Origin of the sequence: Streptomyces tricolor, from assembly GCF_002155905.1 — a bacterium.
GTDB lineage: Bacteria > Actinomycetota > Actinomycetes > Streptomycetales > Streptomycetaceae > Streptomyces > Streptomyces tricolor.
The window spans coordinates 14,699-32,825 of record NZ_MUMF01000260.1; the positions used below are offsets into that span (position 1 = coordinate 14,699).

The window sequence follows — 18,127 nt, forward strand, 5'->3', positions numbered from 1 at the left end:
CGAAATTCGGCAGTCGGCCCTTACCGGCTTCCGGCGAGGTCAGGACTTGGTGACCGTCGCCTTGTCGATCACCACCGTCGCGTTCGGGGCACCGTCGCCGCCGCCCGTGTTCTCGCCCGCCGCGGCGATCTTGTTCAGCACCTTCATGCCCGCCGCGTCGATGGTCCCGAAGGGGGTGTAGCTGGGCGGCAGCTGGCTGTCCTTGTAGACGAGGAAGAACTGGCTGCCGCCGGTGTGCTTCTGACCGGTGTTGGCCATCGCCACCGTGCCCGCCGGGTAGGTGTTGTTCTTCAGGCTCTTGTCCTTGAGGTTCTCGTCCGGGAGCGTGTAGCCGGGACCGCCCATGCCGGTGCCCTGGGGGTCGCCGCACTGCAGGACGTAGATGCCCTGGGTGGTCAGGCGGTGGCACTTCGTGTGGTCGAAGTAGCCCTTGCCCGCGAGGAAGTCGAACGAGTTCACCGTGTGCGGGGCCGCCGACGTCTTCAGCGCGACGCCGATGTCACCGCAGGTCGTCGCGAGCTTCAGCGTGTACTTCGCCGACGTGTCGATCGTCATCGCCGGCTCCTTCTTCCAGCTCAGCTTCTTCACCGAGCCGGGCGCCGCCTTCTCGCACGGGTCCGGGGCCTTGCTGGTCGGCGGCGCGCTCGGGGTGACCTCGGCGCCGGCGTTCTCCTTCTTGCCGTCGTCCTTCATCACCCCGGTCGTGTACAGGGCGACACTGCCGATCACGACCACGCCCAGTACCGACGCGATCACGGAGTTGCGCAGGCGGGCCTTGCGCCGCGCCTCGGTGCGCCGCTGCTGCTGCCGCAAGAACTTCTCCCGGGCGAGCTGACGCCGCCGCTGCTCCTGGCTGACCACCGGGTTCTCTCCTCAATGCGTGTCGTGTGTCGGGCGGTACGCGTGCGTCCTCGTGAGCCGACCACCGCGTGTAGCCCCGTACCGTATATGGGTTCGCTGAGGAAACGGCAGCGCCGGTAGGCTCTGACAACAGCTGAAGCCGCCTGTAATCGACACAACGAAGGACGATCGTGCTCATTGCCGGGTTCCCCGCCGGGGCCTGGGGGACGAACTGTTATCTCGTCGCCCCCGCCGCCGGTGAGGAGTGCGTGATCATCGACCCCGGCCACCAGGCCGCCGAAGGCGTCGAGGAAGCACTGAGGAAGCATCGGCTCAAGCCCGTCGCCGTCGTCCTCACCCACGGCCACATCGACCACGTGGCCTCGGTCGTCCCCGTCTGCGGGGCGCACGACGTACCGGCCTGGATCCACCCCGAGGACCGGTACATGCTGAGCGACCCCGAGAAGGCGCTCGGCCGCTCGATCGGCATGCCGCTGATGGGCGAGCTGACCGTGGGGGAGCCGGACGACGTCAAGGAGCTGACGAACGGCACCACCCTCGAACTGGCGGGTCTGGAGTTCTCCGTCGCGCACGCGCCGGGCCATACCAAGGGGTCGGTGACCTTCCGGATGCCCGAGACCGCCGACATCCCGTCGGTGTTCTTCTCCGGGGATCTGCTGTTCGCCGGCTCCATCGGACGCACCGATCTGCCGGGCGGGTCCATGGCGGACATGCTCGAGTCGCTGGCCCGCGTGTGCCTGCCGCTCGACGACTCCACCGTGGTGCTGTCCGGCCACGGCCCCCAGACGACCATCGGCCAGGAGCGCGCCACCAACCCGTATCTGCGGCAGGTGGCCGCCGGCCAGGAAGCCGCCGAGGCTCCCCGACGAGGAATGTGACGAGAGACCTTCCGTGAGCACCTTCAAGGCCCCCAAGGGCACCTACGACCTGATCCCGCCGGACTCGGCGAAGTACCTGGCGGTCCGCGAGGCGATCGCCGCCCCGCTGCGCAACTCCGGCTACGGCTACATCGAGACCCCCGGCTTCGAGAACGTCGAACTCTTCGCGCGCGGTGTCGGCGAGTCCACCGACATCGTGACCAAGGAGATGTACGCCTTCGAGACCAAGGGCGGTGACAGGCTCGCCCTGCGCCCCGAGGGCACCGCGTCCGTGCTGCGCGCGGCCCTGGAGGCCAACCTGCACAAGTCGGGCAACCTCCCGGTCAAGCTCTGGTACTCCGGCTCCTACTACCGCTACGAGCGCCCCCAGAAGGGCCGTTACCGCCACTTCTCCCAGGTCGGCGCCGAGGCGATCGGCGCCGAGGACCCGGCGCTGGACGCCGAGCTGATCATCCTGGCCGACCAGGCCTACCGCTCGCTGGGCCTCAGGAACTTCCGCATCCTGCTGAACAGCCTGGGCGACAAGGAGTGCCGCCCGGTGTACCGGTCCGCGCTCCAGGAGTTCCTGCGCGGCCTGGACCTGGACGAGGACACGCGCCGCCGCGTCGACATCAACCCCCTGCGGGTCCTCGACGACAAGCGCGAGTCGGTCCAGAAGCAGCTGACCGGCGCCCCGCTGCTGCGCGACTACCTGTGCGACGCGTGCAAGGCGTACCACGAGGAGGTCCGCGAGCTGATCGGCGCCGCGGGCGTCTCCTTCGAGGACGACCCGAAGCTGGTGCGCGGCCTGGACTACTACACCCGCACCACCTTCGAGTTCGTGCACGACGGTCTCGGCTCGCAGTCCGCGGTGGGCGGCGGCGGCCGGTACGACGGCCTGTCCGAGATGATCGGCGGCCCCGCCCTGCCGTCCGTCGGCTGGGCCCTGGGCGTCGACCGCACGGTCCTCGCGCTGGAGGCCGAGGGGGTGGAACTGGACATCCCGTCGGCGACGTCGGTCTACGCCGTCCCGCTCGGCGAGGAGGCCCGCCGGGTGCTGTTCGCCAAGGTCACCGAGTTGCGCAAGGTGGGCATCGCGGCGGACTTCGCGTACGGCGGCAAGGGCCTGAAGGGCGCCATGAAGAACGCCAACCGCTCGGGCGCCCGCTACGCGGTCGTCGCCGGCGAGCGCGACCTCGCCGAGGGCGTCGTCCAGCTCAAGGACATGGAGTCCGGCGAGCAGACGGCCGTCGGCGTCAACGAGATCGTGGCGGAGCTGGAAGCGCGGCTCGGCTAGCCCGGCACGCGCGCGTGGGCGCCGGACGCTCCCCGAGGGGGGGTCCGGCGCCTTGTCGTAGGGGGGCGCGGGACTGTCCGGAACCGAGCAGGCGGCACTCGTCGTACGTACATCCTTATGCGGAGCGAACGGTGCGCACACACACGCGTGCGGCACAATGACCCGTGCCCGAAGATGGTCCAACTCTCAAGTGACGGAATCGGCGTGATGAGCAAGACGACAGTCAACGACGTCTCCGCGGAGCCCGGTCCGGAGCGCGCCGCCGACGCCCCGCGCGCGGTGGGCGGCAGCCGCGCCTTCGCCATCCTGCTGGTGATCACCGGCGCGGCCGGGCTGCTGGCCGCCTGGGTCATCACGATCGACAAGTTCAAGCTGCTCGAAGCCAAGGTCGCCGGCAAGACGTTCACCCCCGGTTGCAGCCTCAACCCGGTGGTCTCCTGCGGCAGCGTCATGGAGAGCAAGCAGGCCGCCGCCTTCGGCTTCCCCAACCCGATGCTCGGCCTGGTCGCCTACGGCATCGTCGTCTGCGTCGGCATGAGCCTGCTGGCCCGCGCCCGCTTCCCGCGCTGGTACTGGCTGACCTTCAACTTCGGCATGCTGTTCGGCGTGGGCTTCTGCACCTGGCTGCAGTTCCAGTCCCTGTACCGGATCAACGCGCTCTGCCTGTGGTGCTCGCTCGCCTGGGTCGCCACGATCATCATGTTCTGGTACGTCACCTCCTTCACCGTCCGCAACGACCTCCTGCGCTCCCCGCGCTGGCTGAAGTCCTTCTTCGGCGAGTTCACCTGGGTGCTGCCGGTCGTGCACATCGGCATCATCGGCATGCTGGTCCTGACCCGCTGGTGGGACTTCTGGACCAGCTGACCCCGCCGGCAAGGGGTCCCGCGGACGGCCCGGACCCGGTTGTCAGTGCCGTGTTCTAGGGTTTTCAGCGTGGAACCCGACCTCTTCACCGCAGCAGCAGAAGAACGCCAGGAGAAGGACCCGGCGGCCAGCCCCCTGGCGGTGCGCATGCGCCCGCGCACGCTCGACGAGGTCGTGGGCCAGCAGCACCTGCTGAAGCCCGGCTCCCCGCTGCGCCGGCTGGTCGGCGAGGGCAACGGCGGCCCCGCCGGACCGTCCTCGGTGATCCTGTGGGGCCCGCCCGGCACCGGCAAGACCACCCTGGCGTACGTCGTCTCCAAGGCGACCAACAAGCGGTTCGTGGAGCTGTCCGCGATCACCGCGGGCGTCAAGGAGGTCCGCGCGGTCATCGACGGCGCCCGCCGCGCCACCGGCGGCTTCGGCAAGGAGACCGTCCTCTTCCTGGACGAGATCCACCGCTTCAGCAAGGCCCAGCAGGACTCCCTGCTCCCGGCCGTGGAGAACCGCTGGGTGACCCTGATCGCGGCCACCACGGAGAACCCCTACTTCTCGGTGATCTCCCCGCTGCTCTCCCGCTCCCTCCTGCTCACCCTCGAACCGCTCACCGACGACGACGTCCGGGGCCTGCTCCGGCGCGCGCTGAGCGACGAACGCGGCCTGAAGGACGCCGTCACCCTCCCCGAGGACACCGAGGAGCACCTGCTGCGGATCGCCGGCGGCGACGCCCGCCGTGCCCTGACCGCCCTGGAGGCCGCCGCCGGCGCCGCCCTGGACCAGGGCGAGCGCGAGATCAGCCTGCAGACCCTGGAGCAGACCGTCGACCGGGCCGCGGTGAAGTACGACCGCGACGGCGACCAGCACTACGACGTCGCCAGCGCCCTCATCAAGTCCATCCGCGGCTCCGACGTGGACGCGGCCCTGCACTACCTGGCCCGCATGATCGAGGCCGGCGAGGACCCCCGGTTCATCGCCCGCCGCCTGATGATCTCCGCCAGCGAGGACATCGGCCTGGCCGACCCGAACGCCCTGCCGATCGCGGTCGCCGCCGCCCAGGCCGTCGCCATGATCGGCTTCCCGGAGGCCGCCCTCACCCTCAGCCACGCCACGATCGCCCTGGCCCTCGCCCCCAAGTCCAACTCCGCGACCACCGCGATCGGCGCCGCCATGGAGGACGTACGCAAGGGCCTGGCCGGACCGGTGCCGCCGCACCTGCGCGACGGGCACTACAAGGGCGCCGCCAAGCTCGGCCACGCCCAGGGGTACGTGTACCCGCACGACCTGCCCGAGGGCATCGCCCAGCAGCAGTACGCCCCGGACGCCCTGAAGGACCGCGAGTACTACACGCCGAGCCGGCACGGCGCCGAGGCCAGATACGCGGACGCCGTGGAGTGGACCCGCAAGCACCTCGGTCGCAAGCGCTCCTGAGCGCCCTGTAGACTGCTCCGAAGCAGCTGAGTCCCGTGCTGTCAGAGCGGGACAGTCAGCCGGAGATCCAGTCCCTCGCGGACTGACTCCAGGAGCGTCGCGCACCGTCGAACGGTGTCGCGGGCAGCCCACCACCACCCGCATTCCCGGGACGGTCGGTGGGCCACTCGCGTGCTGCACGTATGTGCCCAGACCAGGGAAGCGGCTGCCCGGCAGGTCCCGAGGGACCCGGCGGGTTCTCCCGGCTGCGGATGCGACCTCCCTAACCCTGACAAGCCGGAAACTAGGAAATGAGATAAGAGTGGCGAACCAGTCCCGCCCCAAGGTCAAGAAGTCGCGTGCCCTCGGCATCGCGCTGACCCCGAAGGCCGTCAAGTACTTCGAGGCCCGCCCCTACCCGCCGGGTGAGCACGGCCGTGGCCGCAAGCAGAACTCGGACTACAAGGTCCGTCTGCTGGAGAAGCAGCGCCTGCGCGCTCAGTACGACATCTCCGAGCGCCAGCTGGTCCGCGCCTACGAGCGTGCGTCCAAGGTCCAGGGCAAGACCGGTGAGGCCCTGATCGTCGAGCTGGAGCGCCGCCTCGACGCGCTGGTCCTGCGTTCGGGCATCGCCCGCACGATCTACCAGGCCCGCCAGATGGTCGTCCACGGCCACATCCAGGTCAACGGCCAGAAGGTCGACAAGCCGTCCTTCCGCGTCCGCCCGGACGACGTCGTGCAGGTCCGCGAGCGCTCCAAGGACAAGACGCTCTTCACGATCGCCCGTGAGGGTGGCTTCGCCCCCGAGGGCGAGACCCCGCGCTACCTGCAGGTGAACCTCAAGGCCCTGGCGTTCCGCCTGGACCGCGAGCCGAACCGCAAGGAGATCCCGGTGATCTGCGACGAGCAGCTCGTCGTCGAGTACTACGCCCGCTGACCCCAGCCACGGCGTAAGCGCTCAGCCCGCCGTCTCCCCGCCCTTCCGGGTGGGCGAGGCGGCGGGTTCGCGCTTGCCGGCGCGGGAGCGGGGCAGGGGCCCTCGCGGCGTCGGCAGCGCCGGCAGCGGCCGGGCGTCGGGCCGGAGCGCCCGGGCCACCGCCGTCTCCCGGTCCAGCCGCGCCCCCCGGCGCACCCACTCCTCGTACCGCTCGTCGCCCAGCGCCTCCCGGGCCGTCGCCTCGCACAGCTCGTGCGGGGCGTTGTAGTACGCCGAGCCGAACAGCGGCAGCCCGACCGAGGGCCACATCCGCCCCGCGGCGCCCTGGAGCACCGCCGCCTCCACCGCATCGCCCTGCGTCACCGTCACCAGGGCCAGCAGTTCGATCGAGAGCACCGTCCCCAGCAGGTCGCGGAACGTGTGCACGTTGTCCAGACAGTCCGTCAGCAACTCCCGCGCGCGGGCCGGATCGCCGTCCTGCCAGGCCGCGTACGCCAGCACGTACAGCGCGTACGACCGCGCCCACCGCTCCCCGTGGTCCTCGCACACCCGGCGCACGTCCTCGCACAAGCGCACCGCGTCCGGCAGATCCCCCTGGAACGCCCGCGTCATCGCCAGCTCCACCTGGCCCATGAGCACATTGCTGTTCAGCTCGCCGATCTCCTGGTAGCGCTCCAGCGCCGACCGCAGCAGCGTTTCTGCGCGGGCCATGTCATCCGAGACCAGGGCCAGACAGCCGGTGCGGTGCTCGGCGTACGCCACCGCCGTCGCGTCGGCCGACCGTTCCGCCTGCTCCCGGCAGACCTGGAGCGCCTGCAACGCCGGTACCGTGTCGCCCTGCAGGATCGCCACGTAGCCGAGCACCCACAGCGCCTTCAGCCGGGACTGCTCGTACTCCGAGTCCAGCTCCACACTGCGCTCCAGCCAGCGCCGCCCCTCCGAGAGCCGGCCGCAGCCCACCCAGCAGAACCACAGCGCACCCGCCAGATGCTGCCCGAGATGCGCCTCCTCCGGCTCGGTCAGACAGCACTCCAGCGCGGTCCGCAGATTCGGCAGCTCCGCCTCCACCCGCACGGCCACCTCCCGCTGCCGGGGCGAGAACCACTCCAGCTCGCACCAGGTCGCCAGGCCCAGGTACCAGTCCCGGTGCCGGCGGCGCAGCCGGCCCGCGTCCCCGGTCGCCTCCAGCCACTCGGCGCCGTAGGCCCGGACGGTGTCCAGCATCCGGTAGCGCGGGCCCGCCGGGGTCTCCTCGCGGGAGACGACCGACTGGGCGAGCAGCTCCGACAGCACGTCCAGGACGTCCTCGGCGGCCAGCCCGTCGCCGCTGCACACGTACTCGGCCGCCTCCAGGTCGAAGGTCTGCGCGAACACCGACAGCCGGGCCCACAGCAGCCGTTCGGCCGGCGTGCACAGCTCGTGGCTCCAGCCGATCGCCGTGCGCAGCGTCTGGTGCCGGGGCAGGGCGTCCCGGCCGCCGCCGGTCAGCAGCCGGAACCGGTCGTCCAGGCGCTGCAGCAGCTGCGCGGGGGACAGCGCCCGCAGCCGCCCGGCCGCCAGCTCCAGCGCCAGCGGGATCCCCTCCAGCCGCTGGCACAGCTCGCGCACCTCGGCGCCGTCGGCCACCGCCACCCCCTGCGCCCGGGCCCGGTCCGTGAACAGCTCCACCGCCTCGTCCTCGCCGAGCGGCGCCAGCGGGTACAGCCGCTCGCCCGTGAGCCCCAGCGGACGCCGGCCCACGGCCAGCACCCGCAGCTCCGGCAGCGTGCGCAGCAGCTCCGCCGTCAATTCGGCGCAGGCCGCCACCAGATGCTCGAACCCGTCCAGGACCAGCAGCGCCGGCCGGTCCGCCAGATGCTCCAGCAGCGTCTCCCGGGGCAGCCGGGTGGTGTGGTCGGTCAGCCCCAGCGCCTCCACGACGGCGTACTCCACGAACTGCGGATCGCGCACCGGCGCCAGCTCCACCCGCCCCCAGCCCGGGCCGCCCGCCGCCGCACCCGACGCCCAGCGCGCCGCCACCCGCGCGGCCAGCCGGGACTTGCCGACCCCGCCCATCCCGGTCACGGTCACCAGCCGCGCCTGACCGAGCGCCGTCGTCAGCTCGGCCAGCTCGGCCGAGCGCCCGACGAAAGCGGTGAGTTCGAGGGGCGGAACGCCGTCCGCCGGGGAGCCGGGGCTGTGATGACCTCGCATGGGACACGGAGCGTACTGAACCGTGTTCACTCCGTACAATCGCTTCCCGCAACTCCGCCCGCCGCGACGGGTAATCGGGTACGGACTCTTTCCCCCGGCGCGATAGGCTCGGGGCACGACTTTTTCGATGCTCAGACACGTTTCAGGGAGCGGGTGCGCACAGTGTCCGGTGGAGAGGTGGCCGGGATCCTGGTGGCCGTCTTCTGGGCGATCCTGGTCTCCTTCCTCGCGGTCGCACTGGCGAGGCTGGCCCAGACGCTCAAGGCGACCACCAAGCTCGTCGCGGACGTGACCGACCAGGCGGTGCCGCTGCTCGCCGACGCCTCCCAGGCGGTGCGCTCGGCGCAGACCCAGATCGACCGGGTCGACGCCATCGCCTCCGACGTCCAGGAGGTCACCTCCAACGCCTCCGCGCTGTCCAGCACCGTCGCCTCCACCTTCGGCGGCCCGCTGGTGAAGGTCGCGGCCTTCGGCTACGGCGTCCGCCGGGCGCTCGGCGGACGCAAGGAGGACGTGCCTGTGAAGTCGCCCCGGCGTACCGTGATCGTGGGCCGGACGGTCCCCGCCGCACGACGCAAGCGGAAGTAAGGACTGAGACCGAGCGATGTTCCGCCGTACGTTCTGGTTCAGCACCGGCGTCGCCGCCGGTGTGTGGGCCACCACCAAGGTCAACCGCAAGCTGAAGCAGCTGACCCCGGAGAGCCTGGCAGCCACCGCGGCGAACAAGGCCCTGGAGACCGGTCAGCGGCTCAAGGACCGCGCGGTCGGCTTCGCGCTCGACGTCCGGGACAACATGGCCCGGCGGGAGGCCGAACTGGAGGAGGCTCTCGGCATCCAGGAGAGCCCCGAACTCCCGGCGCCCCGGCGGCACGCCGCCATCGAGAACAACCGCAGCAACCCGAAGTACATCGAGAACCCGACGTACTCGCACAACCGGAATGAGGACTACTGATGGAGTCGGCCGAGATTCGCCGCCGCTGGCTGAGCTTCTTCGAGGAGCGCGGGCACACCGTCGTCCCTTCGGCGTCGCTCATCGCGGACGACCCGACTCTGCTCCTCGTCCCCGCCGGCATGGTGCCCTTCAAGCCCTACTTCCTGGGTGAGGTCAAGCCGCCGTACCCGCGCGCCACCAGCGTGCAGAAGTGCGTGCGCACGCCCGACATCGAAGAGGTCGGCAAGACCACGCGGCACGGCACGTTCTTCCAGATGTGCGGCAACTTCTCCTTCGGCGACTACTTCAAGGAGGGCGCCATCAAGCTCGCCTGGGAGCTGCTCACCACCTCCCAGGACAAGGGCGGCTACGGCCTCGACCCCGAGCGCCTGTGGATCACCGTCTACCAGGACGACGACGAGGCCGAGCGGATCTGGCACGAGGTCGTCGGCGTGCCCAAGGAGCGCATCCAGCGCCTGGGCATGAAGGACAACTTCTGGTCCATGGGCGTCCCCGGCCCCTGCGGCCCCTGCTCCGAGATCAACTACGACCGCGGCCCCGAGTTCGGCGTCGAGGGCGGCCCCGCCGTCAACGACGAGCGGTACGTGGAGATCTGGAACCTCGTCTTCATGCAGTACGAGCGCGGCGAGGGCATCGGCAAGGACAACTTCGAGATCCTCGGGGACCTGCCGAGCAAGAACATCGACACGGGCCTCGGCCTGGAGCGGCTCGCCATGATTCTGCAGGGCGTGCAGAACATGTACGAGATCGACACCTCCATGGCCGTCATCCAGAAGGCCACCGAGCTGACCGGCGTCCGCTACGGCGACGCCCACGCCTCGGACGTCTCCCTGCGTGTGGTGACCGACCACATGCGCACGGCCACCATGCTCATCGGCGACGGCGTCACCCCGGGCAACGAGGGCCGCGGCTACGTCCTGCGCCGGATCATGCGCCGCGCCATCCGCAACATGCGCCTGCTCGGCGCCACCGGTCCGGTCGTCAAGGACCTGATCGACACCGTGATCGGCATGATGGGCCAGCAGTACCCGGAGCTGATCACCGACCGCGAGCGCATCGAGAAGGTCGCCCTCGCCGAGGAGAACGCCTTCCTCAAGACGCTGAAGGCCGGCACCAACATCCTCGACACCGCCGTCACCGAGACCAAGGCCGCGGGCTCCTCGGTGCTGCCCGGCGAGAAGGCCTTCCTGCTCCACGACACCTGGGGCTTCCCGATCGACCTCACCCTGGAGATGGCCGCCGAGCAGGGCCTTTCCGTGGACGAGGAGGGCTTCCGCCGCCTGATGAAGGAGCAGCGGGAGCGCGCCAAGGCCGACGCCCAGGCCAAGAAGACCGGCCATGCCGACCTCGGCGCCTACCGCGAGATCGCCGACGCCGCCGGCGAGACCGACTTCATCGGCTACACCGACACCGAGGGCGAGTCCACGATCGTCGGCATCCTGGTCGACGGCGTGTCCTCCCCGGCCGCCACCGAGGGCGACGAGGTCGAGATCGTCCTGGACCGCACCCCGTTCTACGCCGAGGGCGGCGGCCAGATCGGCGACACCGGCCGCATCAGGATCGACTCCGGTGCCGTCATCGAGGTCCGCGACTGCCAGAAGCCGGTCCCGGGCGTGTACGTCCACAAGGGCGTCGTCCAGGTCGGCGAGGTCACGGTCGGCGCCAAGGCCCACGCCTCGATCGACGCGGGGCGCCGCACGGCCATCGCCCGCGCCCACTCGGCCACCCACTTGACCCACCAGGCCCTGCGCGACGCCCTCGGCCCGACCGCCGCCCAGGCCGGCTCGGAGAACCAGCCGGGCCGCTTCCGCTTCGACTTCGGCTCCCCGTCCGCCGTGCCGACGGCGGTGATGACCGACGTCGAGCAGAAGATCAACGAGGTGCTCGCCCGCGACCTCGACGTGCACGCCGAGATCATGGGCATCGACGAGGCCAAGAAGCAGGGCGCCATCGCCGAGTTCGGCGAGAAGTACGGCGACCGGGTGCGCGTGGTCACCATCGGCGACTTCTCCAAGGAGCTGTGCGGCGGCACGCACGTGCACAACACCGCCCAGCTGGGCCTGGTGAAGCTGCTCGGCGAGTCCTCCATCGGCTCGGGTGTGCGCCGTATCGAGGCCCTCGTCGGCGTGGACGCCTACCACTTCCTCGCCCGTGAGCACACGGTCGTCAACCAGCTGACCGAGCTGCTCAAGGGCCGCCCGGAGGAGCTGCCGGAGAAGGTCTCCGCCATGCTCGGCAAGCTGAAGGACGCCGAGAAGGAGATCGAGAAGTTCCGCGCCGAGAAGGTGCTCCAGGCCGCCGCCGGTCTCGCCGAGTCCGCCAAGGACGTCCGCGGCGTGGCCGTGGTGACCGGGCAGGTCCCGGACGGCACCACGCCGGACGACCTGCGCAAGCTGGTCCTGGACGTGCGCGGCCGGATCCAGGGCGGGCGCGCCGCCGTGGTCGCCCTGTTCACGGTGAACAACGGCAAGCCGCTCACGGTCATCGCCACCAACGACGCCGCCCGCGAGCGCGGTCTCAAGGCCGGTGACCTGGTCCGTACGGCCGCCAAGACCCTCGGCGGCGGCGGTGGCGGCAAGCCGGACGTCGCCCAGGGCGGCGGCCAGAACCCGGCCGCCGTCGGTGAGGCCGTCGACGCCGTCGAGCGGCTCGTCGCCGAGACCGCCAAGTAGGGAAGCGGTCGGACGATGCGCAGAGGACGTCGGCTCGCGATCGACGTCGGGGACGCCCGGATCGGGGTCGCCTCGTGCGACCCCGACGGGATCCTCGCCACCCCGGTGGAGACCGTCCCCGGCCGGGACATCCCCGCCGCCCACCGCCGGCTGCGTCAGCTGGTGGAGGAGTACGAACCGATCGAGGTCGTCGTCGGCCTCCCTCGCTCCCTCAAGGGGGGCGAGGGCCCGGCCGCGGCCAAGGTCCGCGCCTTCGCCCAGCAGCTGGCCCAGGGCATCGAGCCGGTGCCGGTGCGGCTGGTCGACGAGCGGATGACCACGGTGACGGCCAGTCAGGGGCTGCGCGCCTCGGGCGTGAAGTCGAAGAAGGGCCGCTCGGTCATCGACCAGGCCGCCGCCGTCATCATTTTGCAGCAGGCCCTGGAATCCGAACGGGTGTCAGGTAATCCACCCGGCGAAGGCGTCGAAGTGGTCATCTGATCGCGATACGGTAACGTTCCGCGCGATGCGCCGGTGTTCGAACAGCCGGGGCACAGCAAGAGGCGGAGCGGAAGCCGGCCCCCCGGCCGCGTGACCGTCGGCCTCGCGGCTCTAGGGGATCGATGACTGAGTATGGCCGGGGCCCAGGCTCCGAACCGTGGCATCCGGAGGACCCGTTGTACGGGGACGGCGGATGGGGAGGACAGCAGACCCAGGCGGGCCGGCAGTCCGCCTACGACGGCCGGCCGCAGCAGCACCATCCCCGGACGCCGCAGTACGGCGACTGGACCCACGACCAGCAGCAGCCCGGGTACGACGGGCAGCAGCACCCGTACCACGACGGATCCGGCGAGGCGCAGTACGAGCAGCGGTTCGCCGGCCATGCCCAGCACCAGTTCCACCAGGGCGGCTGGGACGCGACCGGCACCCACGGCCAGGTGCCGTACGCCGCCGACCCCGGCGACCCGTACGGCCAGCACCCCGTCGCGTACGGCGGGGAGCAGCCCGACTTCTACGGCACCGAGGACGCCTACCCGCCGCCGGAGCCGCCCGGCCGCAGGCGCGAGCCGGAGCCCGAGCCGGAGACGGCGGGCGAGGAGGAGCACGCCTTCGTCGCGGGAGGCGGCGGCGAGGACGCCGAGGAGCACGAGCTGCAGAGCCGGCGCGAGCGGCGCGGCAAGGGCAAGAAGCCCGTCAAGAACACGAAGCGGCGCACCGGCTGCGCCTGCATGGTGGTCGTCCTGGTGTTCGGCGGCGGCCTGGGCGGAGTCGGGTACTTCGGCTACAAGTTCTACCAAAATCGTTTCGCCCCGGCTCCGGACTACGCGGGTGAGGGCACCAGCGAGACCGTGTCCGTCGAGATCCCGAAGGGCGCGGGCGGCTGGGAGATCGGGCGGCGCCTGGAGCAGGCCGGGGTCGTCAAGAGCGCCGCGGCGTTCGTGCACGCCCAGTCGTCCGCACCGGGCGCCGACGGCATCCAGGCCGGTGCCTACCTCCTGAAGAAGGAGATGTCCGCCGCCAGCGCCGTCCGGCTGATGCTGGACCCGCGCAGCCAGAACAATGTGGTGGTCACCCCCGGCGAGCGCAATTCCGGCGTCTACGCGGCCATCGACAAAAAGCTGGAACTGTCCTCGGGCACCACCAAGAAGATCGCCGACAAGCAGTACAAGAACCTCGGCCTGCCGGCCTGGGCGCAGAACGACGGCGACCTCAAGGACCCGCTGGAGGGCTTCCTCTTCCCGGGCACCTACCCGGCCGCCAAGGGCATGAAGCCGGAGGCCATCCTGAAACAGATGGTCACCCAGGCCAAACAGAAGTACGCCGCCTACGGCCTCGACGAGAAGGCCAAGGGGCTCGGCCTGAAGAACGCCTTCGAGCTGGTCACCGTCGCGAGCCTGGTCCAGGCCGAGGGCAAGACCCACGACGACTTCCGCAAGATGGCGGAGGTGGTCTACAACCGCCTCAAGCCCACCAACACCGAGACCAACCGGCTGCTGCAGTTCGACTCGACCTACAACTACCTCAAGGGCACGAGCAACATCCACATCTCCGAGAAGGAGATCAACAGCAACCCGAGCCCGTACAACACCTACCGCCACCCGGGACTTCCGCCCGGCCCGATCGGCAACCCCGGCGAGGACGCGCTGAAGGCGACGCTGAATCCGACGGACGACGGGTGGATCTACTTCGTGGCGACCGACGGTACGAACAACACCGAGTTCGCCAAGACCTACGCCGAATTCCTGGAACTCAAGGACAAGTTCAATGCCAACGCGGGCAACTGACGGCCGCCGTGCCGCGGTGCTCGGTTCGCCGATCGCCCACTCCCTCTCCCCGGTGCTGCACCGCGCCGCGTACGACGCGGCCGGGCTCACCGACTGGTCGTACGACAGCTTCGACGTCGACGAGGCCGCCCTGCCCGGCTTCCTGGACGGGCTCGGGCCGGAGTGGGCCGGGCTGTCGCTGACCATGCCGCTGAAGCGGGCGGTGATCCCGCTGCTGGACGAGATCAGCGACACGGCCGCCTCGGTCGACGCCGTCAACACGCTCGTCCTCACCGAGGACGGACGCCGGCTCGGCGACAACACCGACATCCCGGGCATGGTCGCCGCCCTGCGCGAGCACGGCATCGAACAGGTCGACTCCGCCGCCGTGCTCGGCGCCGGCGCCACGGCCTCCTCCGCGCTCGCCGCGCTGGCCCGGATCTGCACCGGGGAGGTCGTCGCCTACGTCCGCAGCGAGGCCCGCGCCGCCGAGATGCGGCAGTGGGGCGAGCGGCTCGACGTGGAGGTGCGTACGGCGGACTGGGCGGACGCGGCCGAGGCGCTGCGCGCCCCGCTGGTGATCGCCACCACGCCCGCCGGTACGACCGACGCCCTCGCCGGCGCCGTACCCGAACGCCCCGCCACGCTCTTCGACGTGCTCTACGACCCCTGGCCCACCGAGCTGGCGGCCCGCTGGTCCATGTTCGGCGGTGCCGTGGTCAGCGGCCTCGACCTGCTGGTCCACCAGGCCGTGCTCCAGTTCGAGCAGATGACCGGGCGCGCCCCGGGCCCGCTGGACGCCATGCGGCACGCCGGCGAGAAGGCGCTCGCGGCCCGCTGACGCATCGCGCGCGTCCGCCTGCTGGACCGGCGGCCGGTTCTCGCCTCCGGACGTGGGAGGATCGGAGGTGGCCTGCCGGGGTCGCGCACCCGGTGGCGCCGTCGCCGTGCGCGTGGACGCGCGCACGCAGGGCAGTACCGGGCGCGAGCACTGAGGAGCACCGTTGAGCAGGCTGCGTTGGCTGACCGCGGGGGAGTCCCACGGTCCCGCACTTGTCGCGACGCTGGAGGGTCTTCCCGCCGGCGTGCCGATCACCACGGAGATGGTGGCGGATCACCTGGCGCGGCGGCGGCTCGGCTATGGCCGCGGTGCGCGCATGAAGTTCGAGCGGGACGAGGTCACGTTCCTCGGCGGTGTCCGGCACGGCCTGACCCTGGGCTCCCCGGTGGCGATCATGGTGGGCAACACCGAGTGGCCGAAGTGGGAGCAGGTCATGGCGGCCGACCCGGTCGACCCCGAGGTACTGGCGGGGCTGGCCCGCAACGCGCCGCTGACCCGCCCCCGCCCCGGCCACGCCGACCTCGCGGGCATGCAGAAGTACGGCTTCGACGAGGCCCGCCCGATCCTGGAGCGCGCCTCGGCCCGGGAGACCGCGGCCCGGGTGGCGCTGGGCGCGGTCGCCCGGTCGTACCTGAAGGAGACGGCCGGCATCGAGATCGTCTCCCACGTGGTCGAGCTGGCCTCCGCGAAGGCGCCCTACGGCGTCCACCCGACCCCGGCCGACGTCGAGAAGCTCGACGCGGACCCGGTGCGCTGCCTGGACGCGGACGCCTCGAAGGCGATGGTCGCGGAGATCGACCAGGCCCACAAGGACGGCGACACGCTCGGCGGCGTGGTGGAGGTGCTGGCGTACGGCGTCCCGGTCGGCCTCGGCTCCCACGTGCACTGGGACCGGCGCCTGGACGCGCGCCTGGCCGCCGCCCTCATGGGCATCCAGGCCATCAAGGGCGTCGAGGTCGGCGACGGTTTCGAGCTGGCCCGGGTGCCCGGCTCCCAGGCGCACGACGAGATCGTCACCACCCCCGAGGGCATCAAGCGCGCCTCCGGCCGCTCCGGCGGCACCGAAGGCGGTCTGAGCACCGGCGAGCTGTTGCGGGTCCGGGCGGCGATGAAGCCGATCGCGACCGTGCCGCGGGCGCTGCAGACGGTGGACGTCGTCACCGGCGAGCCCGCCCAGGCCCACCACCAGCGCTCGGACGTGTGCGCGGTCCCGGCGGCCGGCATCGTCGCCGAGGCCATGGTGGCGCTGGTCCTGGCGGACGCCGTCGCGGAGAAGTTCGGCGGCGACTCCGTGCCGGAGACCCGCCGCAACGTGCGGTCGTACCTCGACAGCCTGGCGATCAGGTGAGCGCCGTGCCGGCGATCGTCCTGGTCGGGCCGATGGGCGTGGGCAAGTCCACCGTCGGGCGGCTGCTCGCCGAGCGCCTCGGCGTCGGCTACCGGGACACCGACGACGACATCGTGGCGGCCGAGGGCCGCACCATCGCCGAGATCTTCGTGGACGAGGGCGAGGCGGCGTTCCGCGCGCTGGAGAAGGCCGCCGTGCGGGCCGCGCTCGCCGAGCACCCGGGCGTCGTGGCGCTCGGCGGCGGCGCGGTCCTGGACGCGGACACGCGCGCGCTGCTGGCCGGGCAGCGGGTGGTCTACCTGTCGATGGAGGTCGAGGAGGCCGTCAGGCGCACCGGCCTGAACGTGGCCCGCCCGCTGCTGGCGGTCAACCCGCGCAAGCAGTGGCGGGAGCTGATGGAGGCGCGCCGCCACCTGTACGAGGAGGTCGCCACCGCCGTCGTGGCGACGGACGGCCGCACTCCCGAAGAGGTCACGCAGGCGGCGTTGGACGCACTGGAGTTGAAGCAGGTATGAGCGAGGCAGTCACCCGGATCCCGGTCGCCGGCACCGCAGGCACCGACCCGTACGAGGTGCTGGTGGGCCGGCAGCTGCTGGGCGAGCTGGCCGGGCTGATCGGGGACCGGGCCAAGCGGGTCGCCGTGATCCACCCGGAGGCGCTGGCCGAGACCGGCGAGGCGCTGCGCGCCGACCTGGCCGAGCAGGGGTACGAGGCCGTCGCCATCCAGGTGCCCAACGCCGAGGAGGCCAAGACCGCGGAGGTCGCCGCCTACTGCTGGAAGGCGCTGGGGCAGTGCGGCTTCACCCGCACCGACGCCATCGTCGGCGTCGGCGGCGGCTCCACCACGGACCTGGCCGGGTTCGTGGCCGCGACCTGGCTGCGCGGGGTGCGCTGGATCGCCGTCCCGACCACCGTGCTCGCCATGGTGGACGCGGCGGTCGGCGGCAAGACCGGCATCAACACCGCCGAGGGCAAGAACCTGGTCGGCTCCTTCCACCCGCCGGCCGGTGTGCTGTGCGACCTGGCCGCGCTGGACTCGCTGCCCGTGCACGACTACGTCTCCGGTCTGGCCGAGGTCATCAAGGCGGGGTTCATCGCCGACCCGGTGATCCTGGACCTGATCGAGGCCGACCCCGAGGCCGCCCGCACCCCGGCGGGCCCGCACACGGCCGAGCTGATCGAGCGGTCGATCCGGGTCAAGGCGCAGGTCGTCTCCTCGGACCTGAAGGAGTCCGGGCTGCGGGAGATCCTCAACTACGGCCACACGCTCGGCCACGCCATCGAGAAGAACGAGCGGTACAAGTGGCGGCACGGCGCGGCCGTCGCGGTCGGCATGCACTTCGCCGCCGAACTGGGCCGGCTGGCGGGCCGCCTGGACGACGCCACGGCCGACCGCCACCGCACCATCCTCGACTCCGTCGGGCTGCCGCTGCACTACCGCTACGACCAGTGGCCCAAGCTGCTGGAGACGATGAAGCTCGACAAGAAGTCCCGTGGCGACCTGCTGCGCTTCATCGTCCTGGACGGCCTGGCCAAGCCGACCGTCCTGGAGGGCCCGGACCCGGCCGTCCTCCTCGCCGCCTACGGCGAAGTCGGCCAGTAGGTCCCGGACCGCCCCACGCGTCCGATTTCCCTCGTCCACCGGGCACTTCGGACCG

The 18,127-nt window shown here is 71.3% G+C and carries 16 protein-coding genes; 14 read left to right on the top strand and 2 right to left on the bottom strand.

The features are described from left to right. Nucleotides 1-39: 39 nt before the first annotated feature. Nucleotides 40-861: a peptidylprolyl isomerase gene (locus tag CCN44_RS19195; protein WP_059248247.1), complete on the bottom strand. Its 822-nt coding sequence runs from the start codon at nt 859-861 to the stop codon at nt 40-42. Between the two features lie 170 nt (nt 862-1,031). Here CCN44_RS19195 and CCN44_RS19200 point away from each other — a divergent pair, with 170 nt between their 5' ends. From CCN44_RS19200 to rpsD, 5 genes are all read left to right on the top strand, one after another. Then, on the top strand, nt 1,032-1,739 hold the full coding sequence (locus CCN44_RS19200; RefSeq protein WP_059248246.1) for an MBL fold metallo-hydrolase: 708 nt from the start codon (nt 1,032-1,034) through the stop codon (nt 1,737-1,739). Nucleotides 1,740-1,752: 13 nt separating this feature from the next. Then, nucleotides 1,753-3,015 (top strand): histidine--tRNA ligase, encoded by a 1,263-nt coding sequence (hisS, locus tag CCN44_RS19205; RefSeq protein WP_059248245.1) that lies wholly within the window; start codon nt 1,753-1,755, stop codon nt 3,013-3,015. Nucleotides 3,016-3,222: 207 nt separating this feature from the next. Beyond that, entirely contained in the window at nt 3,223-3,879 is a 657-nt protein-coding gene (locus tag CCN44_RS19210) for a vitamin K epoxide reductase family protein (RefSeq protein WP_086698379.1), read from the top strand. A gap of 69 nt (nt 3,880-3,948) precedes the next feature. Beyond that, the gene (locus CCN44_RS19215) at nt 3,949-5,304 is read left to right on the top strand and encodes a replication-associated recombination protein A (RefSeq protein WP_059248243.1); all 1,356 of its coding nucleotides are present in this window, start codon (nt 3,949-3,951) and stop codon (nt 5,302-5,304) included. Nucleotides 5,305-5,605: 301 nt separating this feature from the next. Next, nucleotides 5,606-6,220 (top strand): 30S ribosomal protein S4, encoded by a 615-nt coding sequence (gene rpsD, locus CCN44_RS19220; protein WP_059248242.1) that lies wholly within the window; start codon nt 5,606-5,608, stop codon nt 6,218-6,220. 21 nt (nt 6,221-6,241) lie between these two features. Here the strand turns inward: rpsD and CCN44_RS19225 are convergent, their stop codons facing one another. Continuing rightward, nucleotides 6,242-8,413, bottom strand: coding sequence for an ATP-binding protein (locus tag CCN44_RS19225; RefSeq protein WP_189397303.1), 2,172 nt, complete (start codon nt 8,411-8,413; stop codon nt 6,242-6,244). 153 nt (nt 8,414-8,566) lie between these two features. On the opposite strand from CCN44_RS19225, the gene CCN44_RS19230 reads away from it, so the two are divergent. The 9 genes from CCN44_RS19230 to aroB all read left to right on the top strand — a co-directional run bounded on the left by CCN44_RS19230 (nt 8,567) and on the right by aroB (nt 18,072). Then, on the top strand, nt 8,567-9,001 hold the full coding sequence (locus tag CCN44_RS19230) for a DUF948 domain-containing protein (RefSeq protein WP_189397304.1): 435 nt from the start codon (nt 8,567-8,569) through the stop codon (nt 8,999-9,001). A gap of 16 nt (nt 9,002-9,017) precedes the next feature. Then, on the top strand, nt 9,018-9,365 hold the full coding sequence (locus CCN44_RS19235; protein ID WP_059248240.1) for a hypothetical protein: 348 nt from the start codon (nt 9,018-9,020) through the stop codon (nt 9,363-9,365). Next, complete coding sequence (gene alaS, locus CCN44_RS19240; RefSeq protein ID WP_059248239.1) at nt 9,365-12,037, top strand: alanine--tRNA ligase; 2,673 nt, start codon at nt 9,365-9,367, stop codon at nt 12,035-12,037. The genes CCN44_RS19235 and alaS overlap by 1 nt, the downstream gene beginning before the upstream one ends. A gap of 15 nt (nt 12,038-12,052) precedes the next feature. Next, nucleotides 12,053-12,517: a Holliday junction resolvase RuvX gene (gene ruvX, locus CCN44_RS19245; RefSeq protein WP_059248238.1), complete on the top strand. Its 465-nt coding sequence runs from the start codon at nt 12,053-12,055 to the stop codon at nt 12,515-12,517. 122 nt (nt 12,518-12,639) lie between these two features. Continuing rightward, entirely contained in the window at nt 12,640-14,301 is a 1,662-nt protein-coding gene (gene mltG, locus CCN44_RS19250; protein WP_086698380.1) for an endolytic transglycosylase MltG, read from the top strand. Beyond that, a complete protein-coding gene (locus CCN44_RS19255; protein ID WP_086698381.1) occupies nt 14,282-15,121 on the top strand; it encodes a shikimate dehydrogenase in 840 nt (279 codons plus the stop codon). Before mltG ends, CCN44_RS19255 begins: the two co-directional genes overlap by 20 nt. 163 nt (nt 15,122-15,284) lie before the next feature. Next, the gene (gene aroC, locus CCN44_RS19260; protein ID WP_059248235.1) at nt 15,285-16,469 is read left to right on the top strand and encodes a chorismate synthase; all 1,185 of its coding nucleotides are present in this window, start codon (nt 15,285-15,287) and stop codon (nt 16,467-16,469) included. 32 nt (nt 16,470-16,501) lie between these two features. Further along, complete coding sequence (locus tag CCN44_RS19265) at nt 16,502-16,984, top strand: shikimate kinase (RefSeq protein WP_086698384.1); 483 nt, start codon at nt 16,502-16,504, stop codon at nt 16,982-16,984. After that, nucleotides 16,981-18,072, top strand: coding sequence for a 3-dehydroquinate synthase (aroB, locus tag CCN44_RS19270; RefSeq protein ID WP_059248233.1), 1,092 nt, complete (start codon nt 16,981-16,983; stop codon nt 18,070-18,072). The genes CCN44_RS19265 and aroB overlap by 4 nt, the downstream gene beginning before the upstream one ends. Nucleotides 18,073-18,127 lie beyond the last annotated feature (55 nt).

Bases quoted from the DNA above. Each gene is read 5' to 3' on its own strand.
- CCN44_RS19210 (WP_086698379.1), top strand. From the start codon at position 3,223: ATGAGCAAGACGACAGTCAACGACGTCTCCGCGGAGCCCGGTCCGGAG.
- CCN44_RS19225 (WP_189397303.1), bottom strand. From the start codon at position 8,413: ATGCGAGGTCATCACAGCCCCGGCTCCCCGGCGGACGGCGTTCCGCCC.
- CCN44_RS19235 (WP_059248240.1), top strand. From the start codon at position 9,018: ATGTTCCGCCGTACGTTCTGGTTCAGCACCGGCGTCGCCGCCGGTGTG.
- alaS (WP_059248239.1), top strand. From the start codon at position 9,365: ATGGAGTCGGCCGAGATTCGCCGCCGCTGGCTGAGCTTCTTCGAGGAG.
- ruvX (WP_059248238.1), top strand. From the start codon at position 12,053: ATGCGCAGAGGACGTCGGCTCGCGATCGACGTCGGGGACGCCCGGATC.
- mltG (WP_086698380.1), top strand. From the start codon at position 12,640: ATGACTGAGTATGGCCGGGGCCCAGGCTCCGAACCGTGGCATCCGGAG.
- CCN44_RS19255 (WP_086698381.1), top strand. From the start codon at position 14,282: ATGCCAACGCGGGCAACTGACGGCCGCCGTGCCGCGGTGCTCGGTTCG.
- CCN44_RS19265 (WP_086698384.1), top strand. From the start codon at position 16,502: ATGGGCGTGGGCAAGTCCACCGTCGGGCGGCTGCTCGCCGAGCGCCTC.
- aroB (WP_059248233.1), top strand. From the start codon at position 16,981: ATGAGCGAGGCAGTCACCCGGATCCCGGTCGCCGGCACCGCAGGCACC.